General features: G+C 69.1%; 42 protein-coding genes. 1 reads left to right on the forward strand and 41 read right to left on the reverse strand.

Annotated features, from left to right (window positions below; genetic code table 11):
* Nucleotides 1-18: 18 nt before the first annotated feature.
* Entirely contained in the window at nt 19-1053 is a 1035-nt protein-coding gene (gene amrS / locus IRZ18_01640; GenBank protein ID MBX5475811.1) for an AmmeMemoRadiSam system radical SAM enzyme, read from the reverse strand.
* Between the two features lie 118 nt (nt 1054-1171).
* Between amrS and accC the strand changes: the two genes are divergently transcribed.
* A complete protein-coding gene (accC, locus tag IRZ18_01645; GenBank protein ID MBX5475812.1) occupies nt 1172-2518 on the forward strand; it encodes an acetyl-CoA carboxylase biotin carboxylase subunit in 1347 nt (448 codons plus the stop codon).
* On the opposite strand, the gene IRZ18_01650 is transcribed toward accC, so the two are convergent.
* The 40 genes from IRZ18_01650 to tuf all read right to left on the reverse strand — a co-directional run bounded on the left by IRZ18_01650 (nt 2508) and on the right by tuf (nt 25670).
* A complete protein-coding gene (locus IRZ18_01650) occupies nt 2508-3353 on the reverse strand; it encodes an N-acetylmuramoyl-L-alanine amidase (protein MBX5475813.1) in 846 nt (281 codons plus the stop codon). The genes accC and IRZ18_01650 overlap by 11 nt on opposite strands.
* A 133-nt stretch (nt 3354-3486) precedes the next feature.
* Complete coding sequence (locus IRZ18_01655) at nt 3487-4152, reverse strand: GNAT family N-acetyltransferase (protein MBX5475814.1); 666 nt, start codon at nt 4150-4152, stop codon at nt 3487-3489.
* 215 nt (nt 4153-4367) lie between these two features.
* Nucleotides 4368-4751: a 30S ribosomal protein S9 gene (gene rpsI / locus IRZ18_01660; GenBank protein MBX5475815.1), complete on the reverse strand. Its 384-nt coding sequence runs from the start codon at nt 4749-4751 to the stop codon at nt 4368-4370.
* A gap of 67 nt (nt 4752-4818) precedes the next feature.
* Entirely contained in the window at nt 4819-5277 is a 459-nt protein-coding gene (gene rplM, locus IRZ18_01665) for a 50S ribosomal protein L13 (GenBank protein MBX5475816.1), read from the reverse strand.
* Between the two features lie 45 nt (nt 5278-5322).
* Entirely contained in the window at nt 5323-6120 is a 798-nt protein-coding gene (truA, locus tag IRZ18_01670; GenBank protein MBX5475817.1) for a tRNA pseudouridine(38-40) synthase TruA, read from the reverse strand.
* A 114-nt stretch (nt 6121-6234) separates the two neighbouring features.
* Complete coding sequence (locus IRZ18_01675; protein ID MBX5475818.1) at nt 6235-7038, reverse strand: energy-coupling factor transporter transmembrane protein EcfT; 804 nt, start codon at nt 7036-7038, stop codon at nt 6235-6237.
* Entirely contained in the window at nt 7035-8006 is a 972-nt protein-coding gene (locus tag IRZ18_01680) for an energy-coupling factor transporter ATPase (GenBank protein MBX5475819.1), read from the reverse strand. Before IRZ18_01680 ends, IRZ18_01675 begins: the two co-directional genes overlap by 4 nt.
* Nucleotides 7982-8845 carry an energy-coupling factor transporter ATPase gene (locus tag IRZ18_01685; GenBank protein MBX5475820.1) on the reverse strand — a complete coding sequence of 288 codons (864 nt, stop codon included), beginning with the start codon at nt 8843-8845 and terminating at the stop codon, nt 7982-7984. Before IRZ18_01685 ends, IRZ18_01680 begins: the two co-directional genes overlap by 25 nt.
* Nucleotides 8846-8849: 4 nt before the next feature.
* Nucleotides 8850-9188, reverse strand: a complete 339-nt coding sequence (rplQ, locus tag IRZ18_01690) for a 50S ribosomal protein L17 (GenBank protein ID MBX5475821.1) — start codon at nt 9186-9188, stop codon at nt 8850-8852.
* Between the two features lie 42 nt (nt 9189-9230).
* On the reverse strand, nt 9231-10169 hold the full coding sequence (locus IRZ18_01695) for a DNA-directed RNA polymerase subunit alpha (protein ID MBX5475822.1): 939 nt from the start codon (nt 10167-10169) through the stop codon (nt 9231-9233).
* A 66-nt stretch (nt 10170-10235) separates the two neighbouring features.
* Nucleotides 10236-10862, reverse strand: a complete 627-nt coding sequence (gene rpsD, locus IRZ18_01700; GenBank protein ID MBX5475823.1) for a 30S ribosomal protein S4 — start codon at nt 10860-10862, stop codon at nt 10236-10238.
* Nucleotides 10863-10874: 12 nt separating this feature from the next.
* Entirely contained in the window at nt 10875-11267 is a 393-nt protein-coding gene (gene rpsK, locus IRZ18_01705) for a 30S ribosomal protein S11 (GenBank protein ID MBX5475824.1), read from the reverse strand.
* 243 nt (nt 11268-11510) lie between these two features.
* Nucleotides 11511-11882, reverse strand: coding sequence for a 30S ribosomal protein S13 (gene rpsM, locus IRZ18_01710; protein MBX5475825.1), 372 nt, complete (start codon nt 11880-11882; stop codon nt 11511-11513).
* Between the two features lie 21 nt (nt 11883-11903).
* On the reverse strand, nt 11904-12017 hold the full coding sequence (rpmJ, locus tag IRZ18_01715; GenBank protein ID MBX5475826.1) for a 50S ribosomal protein L36: 114 nt from the start codon (nt 12015-12017) through the stop codon (nt 11904-11906).
* Nucleotides 12018-12035: 18 nt separating this feature from the next.
* A complete protein-coding gene (gene infA, locus IRZ18_01720; GenBank protein ID MBX5475827.1) occupies nt 12036-12263 on the reverse strand; it encodes a translation initiation factor IF-1 in 228 nt (75 codons plus the stop codon).
* Nucleotides 12253-12549: a KOW domain-containing RNA-binding protein gene (locus tag IRZ18_01725; GenBank protein ID MBX5475828.1), complete on the reverse strand. Its 297-nt coding sequence runs from the start codon at nt 12547-12549 to the stop codon at nt 12253-12255. The genes infA and IRZ18_01725 overlap by 11 nt, the downstream gene beginning before the upstream one ends.
* A 40-nt stretch (nt 12550-12589) precedes the next feature.
* Nucleotides 12590-13339 (reverse strand): type I methionyl aminopeptidase, encoded by a 750-nt coding sequence (map, locus tag IRZ18_01730; protein ID MBX5475829.1) that lies wholly within the window; start codon nt 13337-13339, stop codon nt 12590-12592.
* Nucleotides 13336-13977, reverse strand: a complete 642-nt coding sequence (locus IRZ18_01735) for an adenylate kinase (protein ID MBX5475830.1) — start codon at nt 13975-13977, stop codon at nt 13336-13338. Before IRZ18_01735 ends, map begins: the two co-directional genes overlap by 4 nt.
* Nucleotides 13978-13985: 8 nt before the next feature.
* Nucleotides 13986-15254: a preprotein translocase subunit SecY gene (secY, locus tag IRZ18_01740; GenBank protein MBX5475831.1), complete on the reverse strand. Its 1269-nt coding sequence runs from the start codon at nt 15252-15254 to the stop codon at nt 13986-13988.
* Between the two features lie 13 nt (nt 15255-15267).
* Entirely contained in the window at nt 15268-15714 is a 447-nt protein-coding gene (gene rplO, locus IRZ18_01745) for a 50S ribosomal protein L15 (GenBank protein MBX5475832.1), read from the reverse strand.
* 18 nt (nt 15715-15732) lie between these two features.
* The gene (rpsE, locus tag IRZ18_01750) at nt 15733-16242 is read right to left on the reverse strand and encodes a 30S ribosomal protein S5 (GenBank protein MBX5475833.1); all 510 of its coding nucleotides are present in this window, start codon (nt 16240-16242) and stop codon (nt 15733-15735) included.
* A gap of 14 nt (nt 16243-16256) precedes the next feature.
* Nucleotides 16257-16613 carry a 50S ribosomal protein L18 gene (locus tag IRZ18_01755; GenBank protein ID MBX5475834.1) on the reverse strand — a complete coding sequence of 119 codons (357 nt, stop codon included), beginning with the start codon at nt 16611-16613 and terminating at the stop codon, nt 16257-16259.
* A gap of 21 nt (nt 16614-16634) precedes the next feature.
* Nucleotides 16635-17171, reverse strand: a complete 537-nt coding sequence (rplF, locus tag IRZ18_01760) for a 50S ribosomal protein L6 (protein ID MBX5475835.1) — start codon at nt 17169-17171, stop codon at nt 16635-16637.
* A gap of 16 nt (nt 17172-17187) precedes the next feature.
* A complete protein-coding gene (gene rpsH, locus IRZ18_01765; protein MBX5475836.1) occupies nt 17188-17583 on the reverse strand; it encodes a 30S ribosomal protein S8 in 396 nt (131 codons plus the stop codon).
* A 15-nt stretch (nt 17584-17598) separates the two neighbouring features.
* Nucleotides 17599-17784, reverse strand: coding sequence for a type Z 30S ribosomal protein S14 (locus IRZ18_01770; GenBank protein MBX5475837.1), 186 nt, complete (start codon nt 17782-17784; stop codon nt 17599-17601).
* A 44-nt stretch (nt 17785-17828) separates the two neighbouring features.
* Complete coding sequence (rplE, locus tag IRZ18_01775) at nt 17829-18368, reverse strand: 50S ribosomal protein L5 (protein MBX5475838.1); 540 nt, start codon at nt 18366-18368, stop codon at nt 17829-17831.
* A 309-nt stretch (nt 18369-18677) separates the two neighbouring features.
* On the reverse strand, nt 18678-18995 hold the full coding sequence (locus IRZ18_01780) for a 50S ribosomal protein L24 (protein MBX5475839.1): 318 nt from the start codon (nt 18993-18995) through the stop codon (nt 18678-18680).
* A 66-nt stretch (nt 18996-19061) separates the two neighbouring features.
* On the reverse strand, nt 19062-19430 hold the full coding sequence (gene rplN / locus IRZ18_01785; GenBank protein MBX5475840.1) for a 50S ribosomal protein L14: 369 nt from the start codon (nt 19428-19430) through the stop codon (nt 19062-19064).
* Between the two features lie 21 nt (nt 19431-19451).
* Entirely contained in the window at nt 19452-19721 is a 270-nt protein-coding gene (rpsQ, locus tag IRZ18_01790; GenBank protein ID MBX5475841.1) for a 30S ribosomal protein S17, read from the reverse strand.
* 6 nt (nt 19722-19727) lie between these two features.
* Nucleotides 19728-19937 (reverse strand): 50S ribosomal protein L29, encoded by a 210-nt coding sequence (gene rpmC, locus IRZ18_01795; protein MBX5475842.1) that lies wholly within the window; start codon nt 19935-19937, stop codon nt 19728-19730.
* Nucleotides 19927-20358: a 50S ribosomal protein L16 gene (rplP, locus tag IRZ18_01800; GenBank protein MBX5475843.1), complete on the reverse strand. Its 432-nt coding sequence runs from the start codon at nt 20356-20358 to the stop codon at nt 19927-19929. Before rplP ends, rpmC begins: the two co-directional genes overlap by 11 nt.
* A 1-nt stretch (nt 20359) precedes the next feature.
* Nucleotides 20360-21049: a 30S ribosomal protein S3 gene (gene rpsC / locus IRZ18_01805; protein MBX5475844.1), complete on the reverse strand. Its 690-nt coding sequence runs from the start codon at nt 21047-21049 to the stop codon at nt 20360-20362.
* Nucleotide 21050: 1 nt separating this feature from the next.
* Complete coding sequence (gene rplV / locus IRZ18_01810) at nt 21051-21413, reverse strand: 50S ribosomal protein L22 (protein ID MBX5475845.1); 363 nt, start codon at nt 21411-21413, stop codon at nt 21051-21053.
* A gap of 14 nt (nt 21414-21427) precedes the next feature.
* Entirely contained in the window at nt 21428-21712 is a 285-nt protein-coding gene (rpsS, locus tag IRZ18_01815; GenBank protein MBX5475846.1) for a 30S ribosomal protein S19, read from the reverse strand.
* A 15-nt stretch (nt 21713-21727) separates the two neighbouring features.
* Complete coding sequence (rplB, locus tag IRZ18_01820; protein MBX5475847.1) at nt 21728-22561, reverse strand: 50S ribosomal protein L2; 834 nt, start codon at nt 22559-22561, stop codon at nt 21728-21730.
* 22 nt (nt 22562-22583) lie between these two features.
* Nucleotides 22584-22871 carry a 50S ribosomal protein L23 gene (gene rplW, locus IRZ18_01825; protein MBX5475848.1) on the reverse strand — a complete coding sequence of 96 codons (288 nt, stop codon included), beginning with the start codon at nt 22869-22871 and terminating at the stop codon, nt 22584-22586.
* Entirely contained in the window at nt 22868-23497 is a 630-nt protein-coding gene (rplD, locus tag IRZ18_01830; protein ID MBX5475849.1) for a 50S ribosomal protein L4, read from the reverse strand. The genes rplW and rplD overlap by 4 nt, the downstream gene beginning before the upstream one ends.
* A gap of 14 nt (nt 23498-23511) precedes the next feature.
* Nucleotides 23512-24138: a 50S ribosomal protein L3 gene (gene rplC, locus IRZ18_01835; protein MBX5475850.1), complete on the reverse strand. Its 627-nt coding sequence runs from the start codon at nt 24136-24138 to the stop codon at nt 23512-23514.
* A gap of 13 nt (nt 24139-24151) precedes the next feature.
* Complete coding sequence (rpsJ, locus tag IRZ18_01840) at nt 24152-24460, reverse strand: 30S ribosomal protein S10 (protein MBX5475851.1); 309 nt, start codon at nt 24458-24460, stop codon at nt 24152-24154.
* 22 nt (nt 24461-24482) lie between these two features.
* Nucleotides 24483-25670, reverse strand: a complete 1188-nt coding sequence (tuf, locus tag IRZ18_01845) for an elongation factor Tu (protein MBX5475852.1) — start codon at nt 25668-25670, stop codon at nt 24483-24485.
* Nucleotides 25671-25685 lie beyond the last annotated feature (15 nt).

Raw genomic sequence — 25685 nt, forward strand, 5'->3', positions numbered from 1 at the left:
GGCCGGCCCCTCCCCCGTTCAGCGAAAGGCGTGCGCGGCGCCGCAGGCGCCGCAGCGGAAGCCGGTGGGCGCGTCCACGAGCGCCTCGCGCTCGACGACCAAGCCGTGGCGCCGCACCAGCCGCGCTCCGCACGCGTCGCAACGCGTGTCCGTGTCGCCCGCGGTGGACGAGGCCGTGAGGTAGACGTACCGCAGGTGGCGCCGCGCCGCCTCTCTTGCGGCGGCGAGGGCCTCGCGCCGCATCGGCTCGCCGCCGCGACGGAAGTCAGGGTAGAAGCGGGGCAGGTGCAGGGGGATGTCGCGGCTCAGCCCGGCCAGCCACGCGGCGATGGCCTCCACCTCCTCAGGGTCGTCGAACTCGCCGGGGACGAGGAGCGTCGTCACCTCCACGTGCACACCGGCCCTGAACGCCGCCTCGATGGAAGCCCGCACGGGCCCGCTCCAGCCACCGAGCGCGCGGCCGTAGTACGCGTCGTCCAGGCCCTTGAGGTCGACGTTGACGGCGTCCGCGACGTCGAGAAGCTCCGTCCACGGCTCCGGTTCCGCGAAGCCGTTCGTCTTCAGCAGCACGGCGAATCCGAGGCGCCGGGCTTCCCGAGCGACATCGATCACGAACTCGAAGGACACGACGGGCTCCGTGAAGGTGAAGCAGACGGCATCCACCCGGGGGTCGGCGGCCCGCGCGGCGAGGGCGCGCTCCAGCACGTCCTCCGGCCGCACATCCGGCGCGGGCGACCCCGTCCCGGATGCCACGCCGTCCGTCTGGGAGATCGTCCAGTTCTGGCAGTAGTCGCAATGGAGGTTGCAGCCGAACGTGCCCACGGAGAGGCACAGGCGGCCCGGCCGGTAGTGGAAGAACGGCTTCTTTTCCACCGGCTCGACGGCCACCGCCGCCAGGCGGCCATAGCCGGCCGCCCACAGCCGCCCGCCCTCGTTCACGCGCACGCGGCAATCCCCGGCCTCGCCCGGGCGGACGAGGCAGCGCTTCGGGCAGAGGCGGCAGCGCGCCGTCCCGTCCTGCAGGGCCTCGGCGTGGCGGGCGAGGACGCGCATCGCGGTCACATCCCGTGACGCGGCCGGCGGCCGCGGGTAAAATGGAAACGCGTCGTCTATTACCTATTTATAATAGTGGGTCACAGACGCTCGTTCGAGACCAACGAAGGAGGACCTCATGTACCGCAAAGTCCTGGTGGCCAACCGCGGCGAGATCGCCGTACGCGTGCTGCGCGCCTGCCGCGAGCTCGGCATCCGCACCGTGGCCATCTACTCGGAAGCCGACAAGGACGCCTACCACGTCCAGTTCGCCGACGAAGCCTACCCGGTCGGCCCGGCCCCGGCCAGCCAGAGCTACCTGAACATCGCCGCGATCATCGACGTCGCCAGCCGCGCCGAGGTGGAAGCCATCCACCCGGGCTACGGGTTCCTCGCAGAGAATGCCCACTTCGCGGCCGTCTGCCGCACCTGGGGCATCGACTTCATCGGCCCCTCCCCCGAGGCCATCGAGCAGATGGGCGACAAGGCGCGCGCGAGAGAGCTCATGAAGCGTTCCGGGGTGCCCGTCATCCCGGGCAGCGAGGGCACGGTGCGCGGCCTTGAGGAGGCGCTGGCCGTGGCCCAGGAGATCGGCTTCCCCGTGCTCGTCAAGGCGGCGGCCGGGGGCGGCGGGCGCGGCATCCGCGTGGTCCACGACGCGAACGAGCTGAAGGCCGCGGTCGAGAGCGCGGAGCGCGAGGCCAAGTCCTCCTTCGGCAGCGGCGAGGTGTACGTGGAGAAGTACCTCGCCAGCCCGCGCCACATCGAGTTCCAGATCCTCGCCGACCGGCACGGCCACACCCTGAGCCTCTACGAGCGCGACTCCTCCATCCAGCGGCGGCGCCAGAAGATTGTCGAGGAGGCGCCGAGCCCCGTCCTGACGCCGGAGTTGCGCGCGCGCATGTCGGAGGCGGCCGTCCGCGCCGCCGAGGCCGTGAACTACACCGGCGCCGGCACCATCGAGTTCCTCGTCGAGGACGATCAGTTCTACTTCATCGAAATGAACACGCGCATCCAGGTGGAGCACCCGGTCACGGAGATGACGCTCGGCGTCGACATCGTCAAGGAGCAGATCCGCGTCGCCGCCGGGCAGGCGCTGCCCTTCCGGCAGGAGGACCTGAAGCCGCGCGGCTGGTCCATCGAGTTCCGCGTCAACGCGGAGGACCCCGACCGCAACTTCCTGCCTTCGCCGGGGACGATCACCCGCGTCCGCTGGCCGCACGGCCTTGGAGTGCGCGTCGACGAAGGCGTCACGGCCGGCTCGGTGGTGCAGCCGTTCTACGACTCTCTGCTCGCGAAGGTGATTGTCTGGGGAGCCGACCGCGAGGAGGCGCTGGCGCGGGCGCGGCGCGCCTTCCAGGAGTGCGAGATCGAGGGCGTGAAGACGACGATCCCGCTCTTCCGCCGCCTGCTCGACCACCCCGACTTCGTCGAGGGCCGCTACAGCACGCGGTGGCTTGAGGAGACGGCATTCGTCAATCGTTGACGGTCGTGCCCTGCGGAGCCGCGCCCATGAGGTACTGGGCCATGCCAAGGAAGACGGCGAACGCGACGCGCTGCTGGTACTCGGGCTGGGTCAGCAGCCGCGCCTCGTCCGGATTCGAAAGGAACCCGACCTCGACCGTGACCGCCGGGGCCGGCGCCTGCTTGAGGATCAGGTGGTTGATGTTGCCGTTGGCCCAGCGGTTCGTCGGCGTGAGCCGGCGCAGGGCGTCCTGGATCGCCACGGCGAGCCGCTTGCTCTCCTCGTGGTACTTGCCGTCGTAGAAGGCCTGCGCGCCGCGCCACGTGGGAGACGGGTAGGCGTTGCAGTGGATGCTGACGACGAGATCAGGCTGGAAGCGGTTCATCACTTCCACCCGCGCCCAGAGGTCCTTCACCTTGCGCTCGCGGTAGCGTTGCGCTGTCATGCCGGAGAGGTCGTTCCCGTCGGCGCGCGTCAGGAGCACCGTGGCGCCCGCGGCGCGCAGCATCTCCGCCAGCTTGAGCGAGATCTGAAGGGTGAGTTCGTCCTCCTCGATGCCGCCCGGCCCCAGGGCGCCCGGGTCGATGCCGCCGTGGCCGGGGTCGACGAGCACGCGCTTGCCGGCGAAGCTGCTGACGACGCCCTTGATGACGCGCGCCTCGGCCGCGCGCTCCATTCCGTACGCCGCGCTGCGGACGGCCGTGGCGAGCAGGAGGCACGCGCCGAAGACGGCGACCGCCTGCAGCCACGGCCGTGGAGCTTTGCCCGGGCGCGTGGCCGGGCCCGTCACCGCAGCCGCCCAGGCGCCCAGCCGGTCGCGCGCGCTCGGCCTGACTCGCCGCCACCCCGCCCTCACCCGCGACGCCCCTTTCCCCTCGCGCGGCGCGGGTCATCCCCGCTCCGCCGCCGTCCGGTTTGGGTGTATGCGGGTGCGTCAGGCGCCATGCCAGGCGATGCGCGGGCAGGCCGCAGCGCCGGTCGGGCGGGGGTTACGCGGGCGGGCCCTCCGGGCGTGGCCCGGTTCCGTCCTCGCCCCACCCGAGCCGGCGGAGGAGCCCCTCCTTCACGCGCGGCCACTCTTCGGGCAGGATCGAGAAGATCACGGTGTCGCGCAGGGTGCCGTCGCGTCGCACACGGTGGTTGCGCAGCGTGCCCTCATACTGCGCGCCGAGCTTGCGGATCGCGGCCTGCGAGCGCAGGTTCTTGACGTCCGTCTTCAGCGTCACGCGGTTCGCGCCCCACGCCTCGAACGCGTGCGCGAGCAGCAGGTACTTCGCCTCCGGGTTGACGCGCGTGCCCCACGCCTCGCGCGCGTACCACGTCCAGCCGATCTCCAGCGTGCGGTTCCGCCGGTCGATGTCCATGTACCGCGTGCTGCCCAGGATCTTGCCGTCCGCTTTCCGCACGACGGCGAACGGCTGCGCCACGCCGCGGGCTCGAGCCTCCAGGGCCTCGGCCACGAACTGGTCGACGGCCTCGGGCGAGGTCAGCTCAAGCGAAAGCCACTCGAAGATGCCGGCGTCCCCGCCCGCAGCCTCCAGAAGCCCGTCGCGATGGCGCGGCTCAAGCGGCTCCAAACGCAGCGCCGGGCCCTCCAGCCCGCTCGCGCCGGGCAGGTCCGGCGTTTCCTGAAGAGCATCCTTCTCGCCGGTCATGCGCGGGTTCTCCTCTCACGTCCTGAGTCCAGCGCTTTCATGTGGCGTGACGCTTTCCGTGCATGTGCGCCGCCACGGCCACGCTCCGCGCCCCCACGCGATCGGGCCCGCGCGGGCGCCTCATCCGCAGGGGCGTCACCGGATCGCGCGCAACAAAACGCGCCGGCCCGGGTGAACGGGCCGGCGCGAACCAAACGCCATGGCGCGATCGGCGCTCAGCGCTTCGAGAACTGCGGCGCCTTGCGCGCCTTCTTCAAGCCGTACTTGCGGCGTTCCTTCATCCGCGGGTCGCGGGTGAGGTAGCCCGCCTTCTTGAGCACCGGGCGCAGTTCCGCGTCGGCGCGCACGAGGGCGCGGGCAATCCCGTGCCGCACGGCGCCCGCCTGGCCGGAGATGCCGCCGCCGCACACGCGGACGAACACGTCGTACTTGCCGGCCGCGTCCACGGCGTGCAGGGGCTCCAACGCGGTCGCCTGGAGCGTCGGAACCTTGAAGTACTCCTCGATGGGCCGGTCGTTGACGATCACCCGGCCCTTGCCGGGCAGGAGCCGCACGCGCGCGACCGCCTCCTTGCGCCGACCGGTGCCCCAGTAGAACATCGTCGGGGACTTCAGCTTCGCCACACCTTCATCTCCTTACGCTTTCGCGCTCGCGATCCGTTCCCGCTCAGGCGCGAGCCTGCGGCAGCTCCAGCTTGACCGGCTTCTGCGCCTCATGCGGGTGCTGCGGTCCGGCGTAGACCTTGAGCTTGCGGAACATCTGCCGGCCGAGCGAGTTCCGCGGCAGCATGCCGCGCACCGCCTTCTCGATGACCCGCTCCGGGCGCGTGGCCAGGAACTTGGCGTAGTTCATGGCCTTGAGGCCCTCCGGCCAGTTCGAGTGGCGGTAGTACATCTTCTTTTGAAGCTTGTTGCCCGTCAACCGCACCTTGCTCGCGTTGATGACGATGACGTGGTCGCCGGTGTCGACGCTCGGCGTGTAGATGGGCTTGTGCTTGCCGCGCAAAATCCGCGCGACCTCGCTGGCCAGACGACCGAGGATCAGGCCGTCGGCGTCGATGACGTACCACTTGCGCTCAACCTGTTCGCCGTTGGCCTGGTAGGTCTTGTTGAAGTTCACGCTCATCGGCAAAAAACCTCCGTGTCTGAAACGGGGCCAAAACAGACAAAGCTATTCTAAAGAAGGGCACGGCAGGATGTCAATGAAATCGTGCCCGGTGACGGCGCCCCAATCGTACCGCACCTCGACGAGGCACAAGCCTCGCGCGGGCGCCGTCGGGCCGGCGGCCGGCGCGTCCGCCCGCCTCGCGGGGCCGTCGATCAGCGCGCGCACGGCGTCCGGCCGCATGGCCCCGCGTCCCACCTCGACCAGCGTTCCCACAAGCGCGCGCACCATCTTGTACAGGAAGCCGTCACCCTCCGCCCAGACCGTGATCAGCGGGCCGCGGCGCGCCAGCGACAGCTTGACCGTGCGCACGGTGTCCCGCACCGGCCGCCCCGCGCGGCCGAAGGCGGCGAAGTCGTGCCGGCCGGAGAGCAGGCGGGCGGCTTCGGCCATGGCGTCGACGTCCACCGGCCGCGCGTGCAGCCACGCGTAGCGCGACCAGAACGGGGGCACCGTCGCCTCGCACCAGAGGTTGTACACGTACGTCTTGCCCCGCGCGTCGAAGCGGGCGTGGAAGCCCGGCGGCACGGCCCGCGCCGCGCGCACGACGATGTCGTCCGGCAGCTGGGCGTTGAGCGCCAGGGGCAATCGCTCGAGGGGAATGCGGCACGGCACCCGGAACTGCACGGGCATGGCCGCCGCGTGCACGCCGGCATCCGTGCGGCCGGAGGGGATGGCGCGCGCGGGCGTCCCCGTGACGCGCGCCCAGGCGGCTTCGAGGCGCGCCTGCACCGTGTCCTCGCCCTTGCCCTGGAGCTGGAACCCCTGGTACCGCGTGCCCTCGAACGCGACCGTCAGCAGCACGCCATCCGTCACGGTCGCGACGTCCACGCCCTCGCACCTCCCCCGATGGCCCGCGGGCCGGCACGGGCGGGCGGCCGACCCGCGCACCGTCGCGTCCCGCGCCGCAGCGGCGCCTTACGCCGGCCCCGCTCCTCGCGCCGCCAGCGCCCACGCCGCGAGCGCCGCCAGCGCCGCCAGCGCGAGCCAGTCGCGCGCCCCCATGCGCGTCTCGCGGTAACGCGTGCGCGCCTCGCCGCCCGCGTACGCGCGGGCTTCCATGGCGAGCGCCAGGTCCTCCGCGCGCCGGAACGCCGCGACGAAGAGCGGCACGAGCACCGGCACCAGGGCCTGGGCGCGCCGCCAGAGCGAGCCCGACTCGAAGTCCGCGCCGCGGGACGCCTGCGCCTTCATGATGCGGTCGGCTTCGTCAAAGATCGTCGGAATGAAGCGCAGCGCGATGGACATCATGAGCGCCAGCTCGTGCACCGGGAAGCGGACGCGCTTCAGCGGCGTCAAAAGGCGCTCCAGCGCGTCCGTCAGCAGGAGCGGCGAGGTCGTCATGGTGAGGAGCGTCGTCGCCCACACGAGCAGCAGGAGGCGAACGCCCAGCGCGGCCGCGATCGCCAGCCCCGGACGCGTGAGCGCCAAAGGTCCGACGCGCGCCAGCGCCTCTCCGGGGACGGAGAACGCGTTGATCGCCGACGTGATCAACACGAGCACGAGAATCGGCCGCAGGCCGCGCCACAGGGCGTCCAGCCGCGCCCGCGCGGCCACGGTGGCCGCCGCCAGCAGCGCGGCGATCGCCCCGTAGACGGCTCCGGACGACGTCACAAACAGCGCCAGGATCAGGAGCGCCAGCCCGACGAGCTTCGTGCGCGCGTCCAGCCGGTGCAGGGCCGTGTCCCCGGCCACGTACTGGCCCAGCGTGACGGCCTTCACGCCTGCGCCTCCCCCGGTCGCGCCGGGCGCCGGCCGCCACGGGGTTGCCCATCCGGCCCGGCGGCCGCCCCGCCCGCGCCGTGGCGCGCGCCGTCACGGGCACGCCACGCGGCGGCCACGCGCGCCCGCGCCTCGTCCAGCGTCAGCGCGTCCGCGCGCACGGGCCAGCCGCACGCCGCAAGCCCGCGCAGGAACGCCGTCGCCGGCGGGGGCTCGAGGCCCCACTGGCGGAGGTCGGCCCGCGCGAACACTTCGCGCGGTGGACCGTCGGCCACGACTTCGCCGCGGTGCAACACCACCATGCGGTCCACGAGCGTGGCCATCTCGTCCATCGCGTGCGAAACGTACACGAGGGTGCGCGGCCGCGATCCGCCGCGCTGCCAGCGCCCGATGAAGTCGAGCAGCGCCTCGCGCCCCTGCGGGTCGAGACCGGCCGTGGGCTCGTCCAGCACGAGGATGTCGGGATCGATCGCCAGCACGCCGGCCAGCGCCACCCGCCGCATCTGGCCGCCGGAGAGCTGGAACGGCGAGCGGCGCGCCAGCGCCGGGTCGAGGCCGACGTCCTGCATGGCCCGTCTCACGCGCGCCTGCACCTCGTCCTCCGGAAGGCCCAGGTTGCGGGGCCCGTACGCGATATCGTCCGCGACCGTCTCCTCGAACAGCTGCGTCTCCGGGTACTGGAAGACGATGCCCACCTTGCGCCGCAGCTCGCGGCGCGCCCGTGCGCGGGCCGCACGCGAGAGGCCGGGCGCGCACGGGTCGATGCCGTCGACGACGACCCGGCCCTCCGTCGGCGAGAGCAGGCCGTTGAAGTGAAGGGCGAGCGTCGTCTTGCCGGAGCCGGTCGCGCCCGCCAGGCCGACGCGCTCGCCGTCGGCGATCGAGAGCGAGATCTCCCGCAGCGCCGGGGGCGAGTCGCGGTCGGCCGGGTCGTACCGGTAGGTCAGGCGCTCGACCACAATCGGCACAGGGCCTCCACCAACCCTTCGATGGTGTGCGCCGGGACGGCGGCCGGCTCCCCGAGCGGAACGCCGTCGGCTCGCAGCCGCTCCGCGAGGACCACCGAGTGCGGCGGGGCGAGGCCCCACCGGCGCAAGTCCTCCGCGCGCGTCAGGACGTCCACGGGGGGCCCGTCCGCCACCACGCGGCCCTGGTGCAGCACGACGACGCGGTCGGCCAGGGCCGCCTCGGCCATGTCGTGCGTGATCCACACCACGGACAGCCCTGTCGATCGCCGCAGTTCCGACACCGTGCGGATCACGTCGCCGCGCCCGACCGGGTCCAGCATGGATGTCGCCTCGTCGAAGACGATCGCCTCCGGCTCCATCGCGAGGGCCCCGGCGATCGCGAGCCGCTGCTTCTGCCCGCCGGAGAGCTGCGAGGGCGCCCTGCCGGACAGCTCCGCGAGGCCGGTCGCTTCGAGCGCCCGGCGCACCCGCCGCCGGATCTCTTCCGGCGGCAGGCCGAGGTTCTCCGGCCCGAAGGCCACGTCGTCCTCGACGACCGGCGCCACGATCTGGTTGTCCGGGTTCTGGAAGACGAGGCCGACGCGCCGCCGGATCTCCCGCAGGTGGCGCGGCTCGCTGGTCAGCAGGCCGGCGACGCGCACCGTGCCGGCTTCCGGCACGAGCAGCCCGTTCAGGCAGCGCGCGAGCGTGGACTTGCCGGAGCCATTGCTCCCCAGAACGGCCAACCACTCGCCGCGCGCCACGCGCAGGTCGACATGCGACAAGGCCTGCACGCCGCTCCCGTGCGGGTCGGGGTAGCGGTAGTGCAGGCCTACGACCTCGATGAGCGGGGCGTCCACGCGCTCAGACGAGCTCAAGGCGGACCATCGGCGCGGCGTCGCCGCGGCGCGGCCCCAGCTTGACGATCCGCGTGTAGCCGCCCGGCCGGTCCTTGTACCGCGGCGCGATGTTGTCGAAGAGCTTTTTCAGCACGTCCTCGTCCAGGAGGAACGCGGCCGCCTGGCGACGGGCGTGCAGGTCGCCGCGCTTCGCGTTCGTGATCAGCTTCTCGGCGATCGCGTTGACCTCGCTGGCCTTGGCCTCCGTCGTGATGATCGCTTCCTTGTCCAGGAGGGAGGTGACGAGGCTGCGGAACAAGGCGCGGCGCGCGTCCTTCGGACGGCCGAGTTTGGCGTATGGCATCGGGTGTCCCTCCTCCGCTGTCGCGCGGGTCGAACGCGCGGTCTAGTCTTCGCTCTGCCGGAGGCTCAAGCCGAGCGCGGCGAGCTTCTCCTGCACTTCCTCAAGCGACTTCTTCCCGAGGTTGCGGACCTTCATCATGTCCTCGGGCGTCTTCGCGACGAGCTCGCCGATGGTGTTGATGCCCGCCCGCTTCAGGCAGTTGTACGAGCGCACGGAGAGTTCGAGCTCGTCGATGCTCTGGCTGAGAAGGCGGTCGCGCTCGTCGCCTTCCTTCTCCACCATGATCTCGACGTTGCCGACCTTGTCGGTCAAGCCGATGAAGAGGTTCAGGTGCTCCGCCAGGATCTTCGCGGCGAAGCTGGCCGCCTCATCCGGCGCGATGGTGCCGTTGGTCCAGATGTCGAGCGTGAGCCGGTCGTAGTTGGTGACCTGGCCGACGCGCGTGTCCGTGACCTGGTAGTTCACGCGCCGAATGGGCGAGAAGATCGAGTCGATCGGGATCACGCCGATCGGCTGGTCGGGCCGCTTGTTGCGGTCCGCCGGCACGTAGCCCCGTCCACGCTCGACCGTCATCTCCATGGCGAGGCGGCCGTTCTTGTCGAGCGTGGCGATGTGATGATCCGGGTTGACGATCTCGATGTCCGGCCCCGTCTGGATGTCCGCAGCCGTGACCTCGCCCTCGCCCTCCGCCTCGATGCGCATGACCTGCGGCCCGTCGCCGTGCATCTTGATCGCGAGACCCTTGATGTTGAGGATGATGTCCGTCACGTCCTCCAGCACGCCCGGAAGGCTGGAGAATTCGTGAAGAACCCCGTCGATCTTCACGGACGTCACCGCGGCGCCCGGCAGCGAGGACAGGAGAATGCGACGCAGCGAATTGCCCAGCGTCGTCCCGTAGCCGCGCTCCAGCGGTTCGACCACGAACCGGCCGTAACGATCGTCAGGGGATTTCTCCACACACTCGATGTTGGGGCGTTCCATCTCGACAGTCGCCACATGAATTCCCCCCTGGGCGCAACTCTTTCGCAACCTCGCGGAGGACGCAGCTTAACGCGAGTAGTGCTCGACGATCAGGCTCTCCTGCACCGGCGCGTCGATCTCTTCGCGCAACGGCAGGCGCAGCACTTCGCCCCGGAGCTGCTCGCGGTTGGACGACAGCCACTCCGGCACGCTGGCGTCCACCGCGCCCTGCATGACGTCCTTGAAGAACGGCAGGTCGCGGCTGCGCTCGCGCACCTCGATGACGTCGCCCGGCCGCACCAGGTAGGAGGGGACGTTGACCTTGCGGCCGTTGACGCTGAAGTGGCCGTGCAGCACCAGCTGGCGCGCGTGACGGCGCGAAAGGGCGAACCCCAGACGGTACACGACGTTGTCGAGACGCGACTCCAGGATCTGCAACAGGCGTTCGCCCGTGACGCCCTTCGCGCGCTCCGCCCGCTCCACGTAGTTGCGGAACTGGCGCTCAAGGACGCCGTAGAAGCGGCGCGCCTTCTGCTTTTCGCGCAAGTGCAGGCCGTAGTCCGACAGCTTCCGGCGGGTCAGGCCGTGCTGCCCCGGCGGAACGGCCTTCTTTTCGATCGGGCACTTGGGCGTGTAGCAGCGCTGGCCCTTCAGGAACAGCTTCTGGCCCTCGCGGCGGCACAGGCGGCAGACCGGCCCAGTGTAACGTGCCATGGGTTCACCCCCTTATACGCGGCGCCGCTTGGGCGGGCGGCAACCGTTGTGTGGAATCGGCGTGACGTCCTTGATGACGCTGACTTCCAGGCCCGCAGCCTGAAGCGCGCGGATGGCGGCCTCGCGCCCCGCGCCGGGCCCCTTCACGTACACCTCGACTTCGCGCATGCCGGCGTCCATCGCCGCGCGCGCGGCGCGTTCGGCCGCCAGCTGCGCGGCGAACGGCGTCCCCTTCTTCGATCCTTTGAAACCCTGCGTCCCGGCGGTGCCCCAGGAAATCGTGTTACCCGCCGGATCGGTGATCGTCACGATGGTGTTGTTGAACGTGGAACGGATGTGCGCGATGCCGCGATCGACGTGGCGGCGCTCGCGCTTACGTGCCCGTGTTCCGCGCGGCTTTGCCATTCGCGTGATACCCCTCCGGATCGGCACGGGCTTCGCCGTACCGTGAATTCGTGGCGCGTTGCAAGTCGCTTCCAGAATGCCGTGATGCCAACGGCCGCGCCCGGGCGGTGGGGAGCCGCGGCAGCCGCGGAGAAACGCGACGCCCCACGAGTCCATAAGCGCAGCAAAGGGGCCGCCAAAGACGGCCATAAAGATATTTTATGCGAGGCTCACGGAAATTGCCAGCATAAAATGGCGGTGCCCTTACTTCTTGCGCTTCGCGCCCACCGTCCGCCGCGGGCCCTTCCGCGTGCGGGCGTTCGTCTTGGTGCGCTGGCCGCGGACGGGCAGCCCCCGCCGGTGGCGCAGGCCGCGATAGCAGCCGATGTCGATGAGGCGCTTGATGTTGCGCTGGACCTCGGCGCGCAGGTCGCCTTCCACCTTGTAGTCGCGGTCGATGACCTCGCGCAGCTTCGCGACCTCTTCCTCCGTCAGGTCGCGGACGCGCGTGTCCGGATTGATGCCCGTGCGGCGCAGGATCTCCCGCGAGCGGGACCAGCCGATGCCGTAGATGTACGGCAGCGCCGCCTCGATGCGCTTGTCGCGCGGCAGGTCGACTCCAGCGATGCGTGCCATGCCTTCACCCCGCCTCCTTCGTCAGCCCTGAACCTGCTTGTGCTTCGGGTTCTCGCAGATGACCATGACCTTGCCGTGACGCTTGATCACTTTGCACTTCTCACAGATCTTCTTGACCGAAGGCCGGACTTTCATGGTGCGCCTCCCATCGATTCAGCTGCGGTGCCGGTACGTGATGCGGCCGCGCGTCAGATCGTAGGGCGATAGCTCTACTGTAACGCGGTCGCCCGCCAGAATGCGAATAAAATTCATGCGAATCTTTCCCGACACGTGGGCCAGCACCCGGTGCCCGTTCTCCAGTTCCACGCGGAACATGCCGTTCGGCAGCGGCTCGATGACGGTCCCCTGCACCTCGATGGTGTCCTTGTCCTTATGAGCCATGCGCTTCGGCACCTCCTTCCGCGTCGGGCGACCCGACCAACTCCGCCAGCGCGGCGCGGATCTGGGCGTCGGTCGGACCGCGACCTTCCTCAAACGAAGCGGCCAGACGGGCGTCCTCCGCCGGCAGGACCTCGAGGTGGCGAACGTTTTTCCGCTTGGGGCGCCGCACCGTCCGCGTCGCGCCGTCGGCGACGAGCGCGAACCTCTCGTTCTCGAGGCCGATCACGACGTACGCCTTTCCGGCGTCGCGGCCGGCCCTCGACCGGACGATCTGCCCCACGCGGATCGGTGTCGCGTCGCTTGCCGCCCTGCTGTCCGTCGCCACGTCAGTCCACCACCGTAAGGATCTCGGGCCCGTTTTCCGTGACGGCGACGGTGTGCTCGAAGTGGGCCGACAGCGAGCCGTCCGCCGTGCGCACCGTCCAGCCGTCCGCCTCCATCCTCGTCTTCCACGTGCCGACGTTGACCATCGGCTCGATGGCCAGCACCATGCCCGGCTTCAGCCGCGGCCCACGACCGGGCGGGCCGTAGTTCGGGACCGGCGGATCCTCGTGCATTTGGCGGCCGACGCCGTGCCCCGTGTACTCCCGGACCACGGCGAAGCCGGCCGCTTCCACGACCGCCTGCACCGCCGCGCCGATGTCCGACACGTACCCGCCGGGCTGCGCCGCGGCGATGCCCGCCTCGAGGCTCCGCTCCGTGACCTCCAGCAGGCGCGCCGCCTCCGGGTCGACCTCGCCCACCGGAAACGTCCAGGCGGTGTCGCCGATGAAGCCGTCGAGCGTGACGCCGACATCCACGCTGAAGATGTCGCCCTCCTTCAGGACGACGTCGCCCGGGATGCCGTGGACGACGACGTCGTTCGGCGACGCGCAGATGGCCGCCGGGAACCCGCGGTAGCCCTTGAACGTCGGCCGGCCGCCGTGCCGCACGATGAACTCCTCGGCGATGCGGTCGAGCTCGGCCGTCGTGACGCCGGGCCGGATGTGGCGCCGCAGCTCCTGCAGCGCGCGCGCCACGAGCCGGCCGGCGGCCCGCATTTTCTCGAGTTCCCGGTTCGACTTCAGAATGATCACCGCAACGCCTCCAGCACGGACGCCGTCACCGCGTCCACGTCGCCGGTGCCGTCGACCTGGACGAGCAGCCCCGCCTCGCGGTAGTAGTCGACGAGCGGCGCCGTCTGCCGGTGGTACACGCCCAGCCGCTCGCGGACGGTCTCCTCGCGGTCGTCGTGACGCTGCACGAGTTCCGCGCCGCAGCGGTCGCAGCGACCCGGCTCGGCCGGCGGGTTGAAGGCCACGTGGTAGGTGGCGCCGCACTGCGGGCAGACGCGCCGCCCGGCGAGCCGCCGGACGATCTCCTCGTCCGGGACGACAAGGTTGACGACGGCCTCCAGCGGCCGCTCGAGCTCGGCCAGGATGCGGTCCAGCGCCTCGGCCTGGACCGTCGTCCGCGGGAAGCCGTCGCAGACGAAGCCCTTCGCGGCGTCGTCCTTCGCGAGGCGCTCCCGCACGATGCCGATGGTGACCTCGTCCGGCACCAGCGCCCCGCGGTCCATGTAGGCCTTGGCCTCGCGGCCCAGCGGCGTGCCCTCGCGCACCGCCTGGCGGAACATGTCGCCGGTGGAGATGTGCGGCACGCCGGCCTTCTCGGCCAGCCGCACGGCCTGCGTGCCCTTCCCCGCCCCGGGCGGACCCAACAGCACGATCCTCACTGGCTCACCTACTTCAGGAAGCCCTGATACTGCCGCATCAGGAGCTGCGATTCGATCTGCATCATGGTCTCCAACGCGACGCCGACGACGATCAGCAGCGCCGTGCCGCCGAAGTAGATGTTCGGGATCCCCGTTGCGGAACCCACGATCGGCGGCAGGACGGCCACCAGGCCGAGGAAGACCGCGCCCAGCAGGGTGATGCGCAACAGCACCTTCTGCAGGTACTCGGTCGTGGGCCGGCCGGGCCGGATGCCCGGGATGAACCCACCGTACTTCCGGATGTTGTCGCTCACGTCCATCGGGTTGAACACGATCGCCGTATAGAAGAACGTGAACGCGACGATGAGCCAGAAGTACACGAACTCGTACCAGAACCCGCCGAAGCGGAAGAACGCCATGACGGACTGCACCCAGTGGTACGGCAGGAACTGGCCGATCGTCTGCGGCATCGCCAGGAGGCTCGCCGCGAAGATGACCGGGATCACGCCGGCCGTGTTCACGCGGATCGGGATGTGCGTGCTGCGCCCGCCGTACATCCGGCGGCCGACGACGCGCTTCGCGTACTGCACCGGGATCCGCCGCTGCCCCTGCTGCACGACGATGACCCCGGCGATGACGAGCACCCCGATGACGACGAGAATCGCGACGTTGACGACGTTGATCACGCCGCCCTGCAGGTACTGCAGCATGGTCCCGAAGCCGGCCGGCAGGCGCGACACGATGCCCGCGAAGATCAGAAGGCTGATGCCGTTGCCGATGCCGTGCTCCGTCATCTGCTCGCCGATCCACATGAGGAACGTCGTGCCGGCCGTCAGCGAAATGACGATGACGGCGTCGCTCCAGAACCCCGGATGCAGGATGGCATCCGGGCGGTTGCGCGAGATGAAGAACGTCATGCCGATCGCCTGGATCAGGCCGAGGATCACGGTCCCGTAGCGCGTCCACTGCGTGATCTTCTTGCGGCCTTCCTCACCTTCTTTGGCCCACTGTTCGATCTTCGGGACCACGATGGTGAGGAGCTGCATGATGATCGACGCGTTGATGTAGGGCGTGATGCTCATGGCGAAGATGCTGAAGAAGCGCAGCGCCCCGCCCGAAAAGATGTCGAGCAGCCCGAAGATGGTGCCGCTCTTGATGAGATCCTCGATGACCCGCGGGTTCAACCCCGGAACGGGGATGTGCACGCCCAGCCGGTAGACCAGGAACATGGCGAACGTGAAGAGAATCCGCCTGCGCAGGTCCTCCAGCTTGAAGGCATGCCGCACCGCGCCCAGCATCGCGACGGCCACGTCAGATCACCTCGGCCTTGCCGCCGGCCGCCTGAATCTTTTCCAGCGCCGTCTTCGAAAAGCGATGGGCCCTCACGGTCAAGGGACGATCGATCTCGCCCTCGCCGAGCACCTTGACCCCATCTTCGAGCTTCTTCAAAATCCCGGCCTTCTTCAGGTCCTCGGGGGTGACCGTGCTCCCCGCCTCGAACCGGTTCAGGTCGCGCACGTTGACGCACGCGAACTTCGTCGCGAAGCGCTTGTTGTTGAAGCCGCGGATCGGAACGCGGCCGACGAGCGGCGTCTGGCCGCCTTCGAAGCCGGGTCCCTTGCCGCCCCCGGACCGGGCCAGCTGGCCCTTCTGCCCGCGGCCGGACGTCTTGCCATGACCCGAGCCGATGCCGCGGCCCACGCGCTTGCGGCGCTTGTGCCCCAGGCCCTCGCCCAAGTTGTGCAGACCTGTCGCCATGTGGCCCACTCCTCTCCTTTAGCCCAGCAGTTCTTCCACGGGCTTGCCGCGCAAGCGCGCCACGTCCTCGGCCCGCTTGAGCCGGCGCAGGCCCTCAAGGGTGGCCCACGTGACGTTGTACGGGTTCGAGCTACCGAGCGACTTCGTCAAGATGTCGTGCACGCCGGCAAGCTCCAGCACGGCGCGCACCGCGCCGCCGGCGATGATCCCGGTACCGGGCGAGGCAGGCTTCAACAGCACGTGCCCGGCCCCCACCTGGGCTTCCACCTGATGCGGGATCGTCGTGCCGACGATCGGGACCTCGATCATGTTCTTCTTGGCGGCCGCCACGCCTTTGCGGATGGCATCCGGGATTTCCTGAGCCTTGCCGATGCCGGCGCCGACGTGACCGTTGCGATCGCCCACCACGACGAGCGCGGTGAAGCTGAAGCGGCGCCCGCCATAATAGACCTTCGCCACGCGGTTGATCGAGACGACCTTCTCCTCCAGTTCGCCGAGCTGGTCCGCGTCGATTCTCGGCTTCGCCATCGTCACCCCCCTTTCTAGAACTCCAGGCCGGCCTCACGGGCGGCGTCCGCAAGAGCCTTCACGCGCCCGTGGTAGAGATAGCCTCCGCGATCGAAGACCACCTTCCGGATCCCCGCCGCAAGCGCCCGCTGGGCCACCAGCTGGCCGCCGGCGCGCGCGCCGTCGACGGTCGAGCCCTTGACGCGGCCGCGCAACTCGGGCTCCAGCGAGGAGGCCGCGACAAGCGTGTGGCCGCGGTTGTCGTCGATCACCTGCGCGTAGATGTGCTTCCCGGAACGGAAGACGTTCAGCCGGGGCCGCTCTTCCGTGCCGAAGACCCGCTTGCGCACCCGCCGGTGACGGCGGCGGCGCGCTTCTTCCCGACTCTGCATGCCATTCACCGTCCGAAACGATTATTTGCCGGTCTTGCCGACCTTGCGACGGATGCGCTCGCCCTGGTAGCGGATGCCCTTGCCCAGGTACGGTTCCGGCGGGCGCACCTCGCGGATGCGCGCCGCGACCTGGCCCACCGCCTGCTTGTCGGCGCCCTTGACGACGATCGTGTTCGGCGCCGGCACGTCGATCGTGATCCCGGCCGGCGGATCCAGCTCGACCGGGTGCGAGAAGCCGACCGCCAGAACGAGCTTGTTGCCCTGCTTGCTGGCGCGGTACCCGGTCCCGACGAGTTCGAGCGTCTTGCTGAAGCCGGCCGTCACGCCGGTGACCATGTTGGCCAGGAGCGAGCGCGTCAGGCCGTGGAGCGCGCGCGTGGTGCGCTCGTCGTCCTCGCGGCGCACCAGGAGCTTGCCATCCTCCTGGACGACGGAGATGCGCTCCGGCACCTCGTGCGAAAGTTCGCCCTGCGGCCCCTTCACCGTGACCCGCCGGCCCTCCAGCTTCACGGTGACGCCGGGGGGCACGGGGATCGGCTGTCTCCCAACTCGCGACATGTCGTGTGCCTCCTCGTCACCAGATGTAGCAGAGGACCTCGCCGCCGACGCCCTCGCGCCGCGCCTGCTTATCCGTCATGATCCCCTTGGATGTGGAGAGGACGGCGATGCCGAGACCGCCGAGCACGCGCGGGATTTCGTCGCGGCCGACGTAGACGCGCAGGCCCGGCTTGGAGATGCGGCGCAGGCCGGTGATCACCCGCTCGCGGTCGTTGTACTTGAGAAAGATGCGAATCGTGCCCTGCTTGCCGTCGTCGATCCACTGGTACCCCTCGATGAAGCCCTCGTCCTTGAGGATCTGCGCGATGGCGCGCTTCACCTTGGAGCCCGGGATGTCGACGGACGCGCGCCGCACCGTGTTGGCGTTGCGAATGCGCGTCAACATGTCCGCGATCGGATCGGTCATGCTCATGGCGTCCCCTCCTTTCTACCAGCTGGCCTTCTTGACACCGGGCAGGACGCCCTGATGCGCCAGCTCCCGGAAGCAGTGCCGGCACAGGCCGAACCGCCGGATGTACCCGCGCGGACGGCCGCAGCGCTTGCACCGGTTGCGCTGCCGCACCCGGAACTTGGGGCGGCGCTTCGCCTTTTCGATCAACGCTTTTCTCGCCACGGTAACCCTCCCGCCAGCCTGCCATCCCGCAGGCCGTGATGTTGTCAGGCGGCGAACGGCGCGCCCAGGAGCCGCAGAAGCTCTCGGGCCTCTTCATCCGTCTTCGCGGTCGTCACGATGGTGACGTCCATGCCGCGGATCTTCTCCACGAGGTCGTAATCGATCTCCGGAAAGATCAACTGCTCCTTGAGACCGAGGCTGTAGTTGCCACGGCCGTCGAAACTGTCCGGCGAAATGCCGTGGAAGTCGCGCACGCGCGGCAGCGCGACGAAAAAGAGCTTCTCAAGAAAGTCCCACATGCGTTCCCCGCGCAAGGTCACCTTCGCGCCGATCGGCATGCCTGCGCGCAGCTTGAACGCCGCGATGGACTTCTTCGCCCGCGTGACGACCGGCTTCTGGCCGGTGATCGCCATGAGCTCGTTGACGGCGGCATCCAGGAGCTTCGGGTTCTGGATCGCGTCGCCGACGCCCATGTTGATCGTGACCTTCACGATGCGCGGAACCTGCATGATGTTCTGGTAACCAAACTTTTTCCGCAACTCCGGCACCGCGACGTCGCGGTACCGCGCCTGCAGCTCTGCCATGCTCGCATCCTCCTGCCGAGCGTTCCGAAGGCGGCCTCCGGCCCGCATGGACCGGGCTCGCTGCGCCCCGTCCGTGCTCGCTTCGCCCGGGGCGCCCCCCCCCGGCCCGCATGGACCGGGCTCGCTGCGCCCCGTGAGTGCTCGCTTCACCCGGGACGCCCCCGGCCTGGATGGACCGGGTTCGCTGCGCCCCGTGAGTGCTCGCTTCACCCGGCCATCCAGGCCGGGGGCGTGCTCACGCGGGGCGGATGCCGGTGCCTGTCGCCTTCGCGCTCTCGGTATTCGGCCTCGCGGCCGCGGATCCGGCGCCTACCGATCGAGAATCTCGCCGCATTTCCGGCACTTGCGGGCGCGCGTGCCGTCCTCCAAAACGGTCTTGCCCACGCGCGTCGGCTCGTTGCAGCTGCGGCAGACGACCATCACGTTGGAACGGTGGATGGGCGCCTCCTGTTCGATGATGCCGCCCTGCATCACCTTCGGCGGGTTCGGCTTGGTGTGCTTCTTGACGATGTTCACACCCTCGACGACGACCCGCTGCTCCTGGGGCAGGACGCGCAACACCTTGCCGCGCTTGCCGCGGTCCTTGCCGGAGATGACGACGACCGTGTCGCCCGTGCACACCGTCATCTTCGGGACCGGCCGGCGGCCGCGGTTCGCGCCGATCTTGCGCAACGCCATGGCTCAACTCCTCCCCTAGAGCACTTCCGGCGCCAGCGAGATGATGCGCGTGAATTCCTTTTCGCGCAACTCGCGCGCAACCGGACCGAAGATGCGGGTGCCGCGCGGTTCCTTGTCGTCGCGAAGCACCACGCCGGCGTTCTCGTCGAACTTGATGTACGACCCGTCCGGACGGCGCACGCCCTTCACGGAGCGCACGATGACCGCCCGAACCACGTCGCCCTTTTTCACCATGCCGCCCGGCTGGGCCGACTTCACCGAGCACACCACGACGTCGCCGATGTTCGCGTACCGCCGCTTGGAGCCGCCGAGCACCTTGATGACCATGAGCTCCTTGGCGCCCGTGTTGTCGGCCACGGCCAGGTGCGTCTGCGCCTGAATCATGGCTTGAGCCCCCTCCGTGCCTTACTTGGCCCGTTCCAGAATTTGGGTCACGCGCCAGCGCTTCTCGCGCGAAAGGGGACGCGTTTCCTCGATGCGCACCCGATCGCCCACCTGGCACTCGTTGGCTTCATCGTGCGCCTTGAACTTCTTGGTGCGGCGCACGCGCTTGCCGTAGAGAGGGTGGGTGGCCAGCGTCTCGACGGCGACGACCACGGTTTTGTCCATCTTGTTGCTGACCACCGTGCCGACGCGAGTCTTCCGGTGGCCGCGGCCGCTCGTTCCGTTCGCCATGTCCCTTTACCCCCTCCCCTGCTGCCGGCGGAGCTCACGCTGCCGCTGGATCGTCAACACGCGCGCGATGTCGCGGCGCACCTCGCGCAGGCGCATCGGGTTGTCAAGCTGGCCCGTGGCCTTCTGGAACCGCAGGTTGAAGAGCTCCGCCTTCAGATCGAGCACCTTCCGGGCCAGCTCTTCATCGGTCAACTCCGCGATGTCCCTAGCCTTCACGAGCCTCACCACCCGAATCGCGCTTCACGAACCGCGTCTTGATCGGCAACTTGTGGCCGGCAAGGCGCATGGCCTCCCGGGCCACGTCTTCCGGCACCCCGGCCAACTCGAAGAGGATCCGGCCCGGCTTCACGACGGCCACCCAGTGGTCCGGCGCGCCCTTGCCGCTGCCCATGCGGGTTTCGGCCGGCTTCTTCGTGACCGGCTTATCCGGGAAAATCTTGATCCAGACCTTGCCGCCGCGGCGGATGTGGCGCGTGAGGGCCACGCGCGCCGCCTCGATCTGGCGGTCGGTGATCCACGCCGGTTCGAGCGCCTCAAGCCCGTACTCGCCGTAGATGACCTCGGTGCCGCGCGTCGCCATGCCCTTCATGCGGCCGCGATGCTGACGGCGCCACTTGACGCGCTTGGGCATCAGCATGTCAGGAAACCCCCTCTTCGGCGTGGACGGCCTCGCCCTCCGGCGCCGCGCCGGCCCTGCGAGCCTTCGGCAGGACCTCGCCCTTGTAGATCCACACCTTGACGCCGATCTGGCCGTACGTGGTGAACGCTTCCGCGAAACCGTAGTCGATGTCCGCGCGGAGCGTGTGGAGCGGCACCGAGCCCTCGGCCGTCCACTCCGTGCGGCTCATCTCCGCTCCGCCGAGACGGCCCGAGACCATGATCTTGACGCCCAGCGCGCGGCTGCGCATGGCCCGCTGCGCCGCCTGCTTGATGGCGCGGCGGAACGCGACGCGCCGCTCAAGCTGCAGGGCGACGCCCTCGGCCACGAGCTGCGCGTCCAGCTCCGGATTCTTGATCTCCACGATGTTCACATTGACCTGCTTGCCGGTGCGACGCTCCAGCTCCTGGCGGAGGTTCTCCACTTCCGTGCCGCCGCGGCCGATGACCATGCCCGGCTTCGCCGTGTGGATCGTCACCTTCAAGCGGTTCGCCGCACGCTCGATCTCCACGCGGGAGACGCCGGCGTCCTTGAACTGCTTCTTCACGTAGTCCCGGATCTCAAGGTCCTCGTGGAGAAGCTCAGCGTAGTTCTTGTCGGCGTACCAGCGCGCGTCCCAGTCGCGGATGATGCCGAGCCGCAGGCCCTTCGGATGGATCTTCTGGCCCATCTCAGCTCTCCTCCCTTTCGCGCAGGACGACGGTGATGTGCGATGTCCGGCGCAGGATCGGGAACGCCTGTCCGCGCATGTGCGGCTGGATCCGCTTCATCACGGGACCGCCGTCCGCGAACGCCTCCGCGATGTACAGCCGGTCCTCGTCCATGTGGTAGTTGTTGACGGCGTTCGCCGCGGCCGACTTCACCAGCTTTGAAACGATCCGCGCGGCGCGCTTCGGGGTGAAGCGCAGGATGGCCTGAGCTTCCTCGACGCTCTTGCCGCGGACCAGGTCGAGCACGATCCGCACCTTGTTCGGGGCGATGTGCACGTGGCTGGCCCTTGCGCGGGCTTCGAGCGCCGGTCCGGTGTTCGCCATTGCCATCGCCTCCTTCACTTCAGTGCGGTCGAGCGCTCGGTGTGGTCCCCGTGGCCGCGGAACGTCCGCGTCGGCGCGAACTCCCCGAGCTTGTGGCCGACCATGTCTTCCGTGATGTACACGGGCACGTGCTTGCGGCCGTCATGGACGGCGATCGTGTGCCCGACCATTTCGGGGACGATCGTGCTGGCACGGGCCCACGTACGGATCACGCGCTTTTCGTTGTTCGCGTTGAGGGCCTCGATCTTCCGCATGAGGTTCGGGTCGACGTACGGGCCCTTCTTCCGGCTTCGAGACACGCTACGCCCCCCTCCTTAGCTCCTCTTGCGAGGACGGACGATGTACTTGTCGGTCGGATTCTTCCGCTTCCTCGTGCGCTTGCCCAGCGCCGGCTTGCCCCACGGCGTGACCGGGTGCGGGCGCCCGATGGGCGCCTTGCCCTCGCCGCCGCCGTGCGGGTGGTCGACCGGGTTCATCACCGAGCCGCGCACCGTCGGGCGGATGCCCAGCCAGCGCCTGCGGCCCGCCTTGCCGATCTTCACGTTCTCATGGTCAAGGTTGCCGACCTGGCCGATGGTGGCGCGGCACTCCAGCCGGATGAGGCGGACCTCGCTTGACGGAAGCCGCACGTGGGCGTAGTCGCCCTCCTTGGCCACGAGCTGCGCCTCCGCGCCCGCCGCGCGCGCGAGCTGGCCGCCGCGGCCGGGGTACAGCTCCACGTTGTGGATCGTCGTGCCCAGCGGGATCCGCGACAGCGGCAGCGCGTTCCCGGGGCGGATGTCGGCGTTCTCGCCGGACTCGACGATGTCGCCCACGTTCAGCCCCACAGGGGCGAGGATGTAGCGCTTCTCGCCGTCCGCGTAGTGCAGGAGCGCGATGTTCGCGGAGCGGTTCGGGTCGTACTCGATGGACGCGACCTTCGCCGGGATCCCGTCCTTGTCGCGCTTGAAGTCGATGACGCGGTACAGCCGCTTGTGGCCGCCGCCGCGGTGACGCACCGTGATGCGCCCCTGGTTGTTGCGGCCGGCCTGCTTCTTGAGCGGCTCGACCAGCCGGCGCTCGGGTTCGTTCGGGGCCAGCCCAGGCGTCTTCAACACCGTCATCTGACGGCGTCCCGGTGAAGTCGGCTTGAACTTTTTGATCGCCATGGCATTCCCTCCCTCGGCCGGACTAGATCAAGCCCTCGAAAAATTCGATGCGGCTGCCGGGGGCGAGCGTCACGATCGCCTTCTTCGTCTCCGGCGTACGCCCCACGTACTTCCCCATGCGCCGCGTCTTGCCCGGCGTGCGCAGGGTGTTCACCTTGAGCACCTTGACCTTGAAAATCTCCTGGATCGCGTCCTTGATCTGCGTCTTGGTGGCGTTGCGCGCCACCTCGAACGTGTACTTCTGGTCCTGCAACCCCGCCATGCTCTGTTCCGTGATGATCGGGCGGATGATCACGTCGTGCTTGTTCATCGGGCCAGCACCTCTTCCATCCGCGCCAGCGCGTCCTTGGCGATGACGAGGTCGCTGTGCTGCAGCACCTCATACGTGTTCAGGTCGGCCGCCGCCCGGACGGTGACGCCTTCCACGTTCCGCCCCGACAGGTACACGTTCGGGTCGTGGCTCGCCGTCACAACGAGCGTGCGGTGACCGACGTGCGGCAGCTTCTCCAACAGCCGCACGAGCTGCTTCGTCTGCGGCTTGTCGAAGCCCAGCCCCTCGACGACGACCACCCCGCCGTCGCTCGCGCGAGCGGAAAGCGCGCTCGCCAGCGCGCGCCGGCGCATCTTCTTGGGGATGGACAGGCGATAGTCGCGCGGGTGCGGGCCGAAGACGACGCCGCCGTGCCGCCAGTGCGGCGCGCGGATGCTCCCCTGACGCGCGCGGCCCGTGTGCTTCTGCCGCCAGGGCTTGCGGCCGCCGCCGCTGACCATGCCGCGCGTGCGCGTCGCGTGCGTGCCCTGGCGCTGGTTGGCCGCATACACTTCGACGGCCTGCTTCATGAGCGCGCGGTTGACCGGCTGCCCGAACACCGACTCGGGCAGCTCGATCTCGCCGAGCGCCTCGCCGTTCACGTTGTACAACGCTGCCTTTGGCATGTCGAACTCGCTCCCTATCGATCCGCAGCCGCGCGGATGATCACCGTCGAGCCCCTGGCGCCCGGCACCGCACCCTTGACCAGGAGCAGGTTCCGCTCCGGATCCGCGCGGACGACTTCCAGGTTTCGCACGGTGACGCGCTCGTTGCCCATGTGCCCCGGCATGTGCTTGCCCTTGAACACGCGGGACGGGAAGGACGAAGCGCCCATGGAGCCCACGCGGCGGTGGTACTTCGAGCCGTGGCTCATCGGACCGCGTCCGGAGTGCCAGCGCTTGACGACGCCCGCAAACCCCTTGCCCCGGCTGATGCCGGTGACGTGGACGCGGTCGCCGCTCTGGAAGATGTCGACGCGGATGACGTCGCCCTCCGCGGGCAGCTCGCCCGACCAGCGGAATTCCTTCAGCGTGCGCACGGGCGGGATGTTCCGTTTGGCCAAGTGCCCGCGCTCCGGCTTGTTCAAGCGCGAGGGCTTGATCTCGCCGAAGCCCAGCTGCACCGCCTCATAACCGTCCCGCTCGACCGTGCGCACCAGCACCACGGGGCAGGGTCCGGCTTCGATCACGGTCACGGGCACAGCGCGGCCTTGGTCGTCGAAGATCTGCGTCATGCCGAGCTTTTTGCCCAGAATGCCTTTTGCCATGGTCCTCCCCCGCCTACAGCTTGATCTCGATGTCGACGCCCGCCGGAAGGTCGAGCCGCATGAGCGCGTCGACCGTCTTGGGCGTCGGGTCGAGGATGTCGATCAGCCGCTTGTGCGTGCGCATCTCGAACTGCTCGCGAATGTCCTTCTCGCCGTTCGGCGCCGTCAGCACCGTGAAGATGCTCTTCTCCGTGGGAAGCGGCACGGGCCCGGCGACGGTCGCGCCCGTGCGACGGGCCGTCTCCACGATCTTCGTGGCGGACTGGTCCAGCACGCCGTGGTCGAACGCGCGCAAGCGGATGCGAATCTTCTGGCCAGCCAACGCGGCATACCCCCTTCGCGCGTTACTTCTCGATCTTGGTGACGACGCCGGCGCCGACCGTGCGGCCGCCCTCGCGGATCGCGAAGCGCAGCCCCTCTTCGATCGCGATCGGCGTGATCAGCTCCACCCGCATCTTCACGTTATCCCCGGGCATCACCATCTCCACGCCCTCCGGCAGGTGGATCGTCCCCGTCACGTCCGTCGTCCGAAAGTAGAACTGCGGCCGGTACCCGTTGAAGAACGGCGTGTGCCGCCCGCCCTCTTCCTTCGTCAGCACGTACACTTCCGCGTCGAACACCGTGTGCGGGTTGATCGACCCCGGCTTCGCCAGCACCTGGCCCCGTTCCACGTCGTTCTTGTCGATCCCGCGCAAAAGCGTCCCGATGTTGTCCCCCGCCACTGCCTCATCCAGCAGCTTGCGGAACATCTCCACGCCCGTCACCACGGTCTTCCGCGGCTTATCCGCCAAACCCACGATCTCGACTTCGTCCCCAACCTTCACCTTGCCGCGCTCCACGCGGCCCGTCGTCACCGTGCCCCGCCCCGTGATCGTGAACACGTCCTCCACCGGCATCAGGAACGGCTTATCCACGTCCCGCACCGGCGTCGGAATGTAGTTGTCCACCGCGTCCATCAGCTCGAGAATCTTCTTCTCGTACTCCGCGTCGCCCTCAAGCGCCTTCAGCGCCGACCCCCGGATCACCGGAACCTCGTCGCCCGGAAACTCGTAGCTCGACAGAAGCTCACGCACTTCCAGCTCCACAAGCTCCAAAAGCTCCGGGTCGTCCACCATGTCGCACTTGTTCAAAAACACCACGATCGCCGGCACGCCCACCTGTCGCGCCAAAAGAATGTGCTCCCGCGTCTGCGGCATCGGCCCGTCCGCCGCCGACACCACCAGAATCGCCCCGTCCATCTGCGCCGCGCCCGTGATCATGTTCTTGATGTAGTCCGCGTGCCCCGGGCAGTCCACGTGCGCGTAGTGACGCTTCTCCGTCTCGTACTCCACGTGGCTCGTGTTGATCGTGATCCCACGCTCCTTCTCCTCCGGAGCGTTGTCGATCTGGTCGTACGGACGGAACTCCGCGTGCCCCTGCTTCGACAGCACCAGCGTGATCGCCGCCGTCAACGTCGTCTTCCCGTGGTCCACGTGACCGATCGTCCCGATGTTCACGTGCGGCTTTGTGCGCTCAAACTTCTGCTTGGCCATTGGCCTTCGCCCCCC

The organism is Clostridia bacterium, assembly GCA_019683875.1.
In the GTDB taxonomy this organism is placed as follows: Bacteria; Bacillota; Sulfobacillia; order RBS10-35; family Bu92; genus Bu92.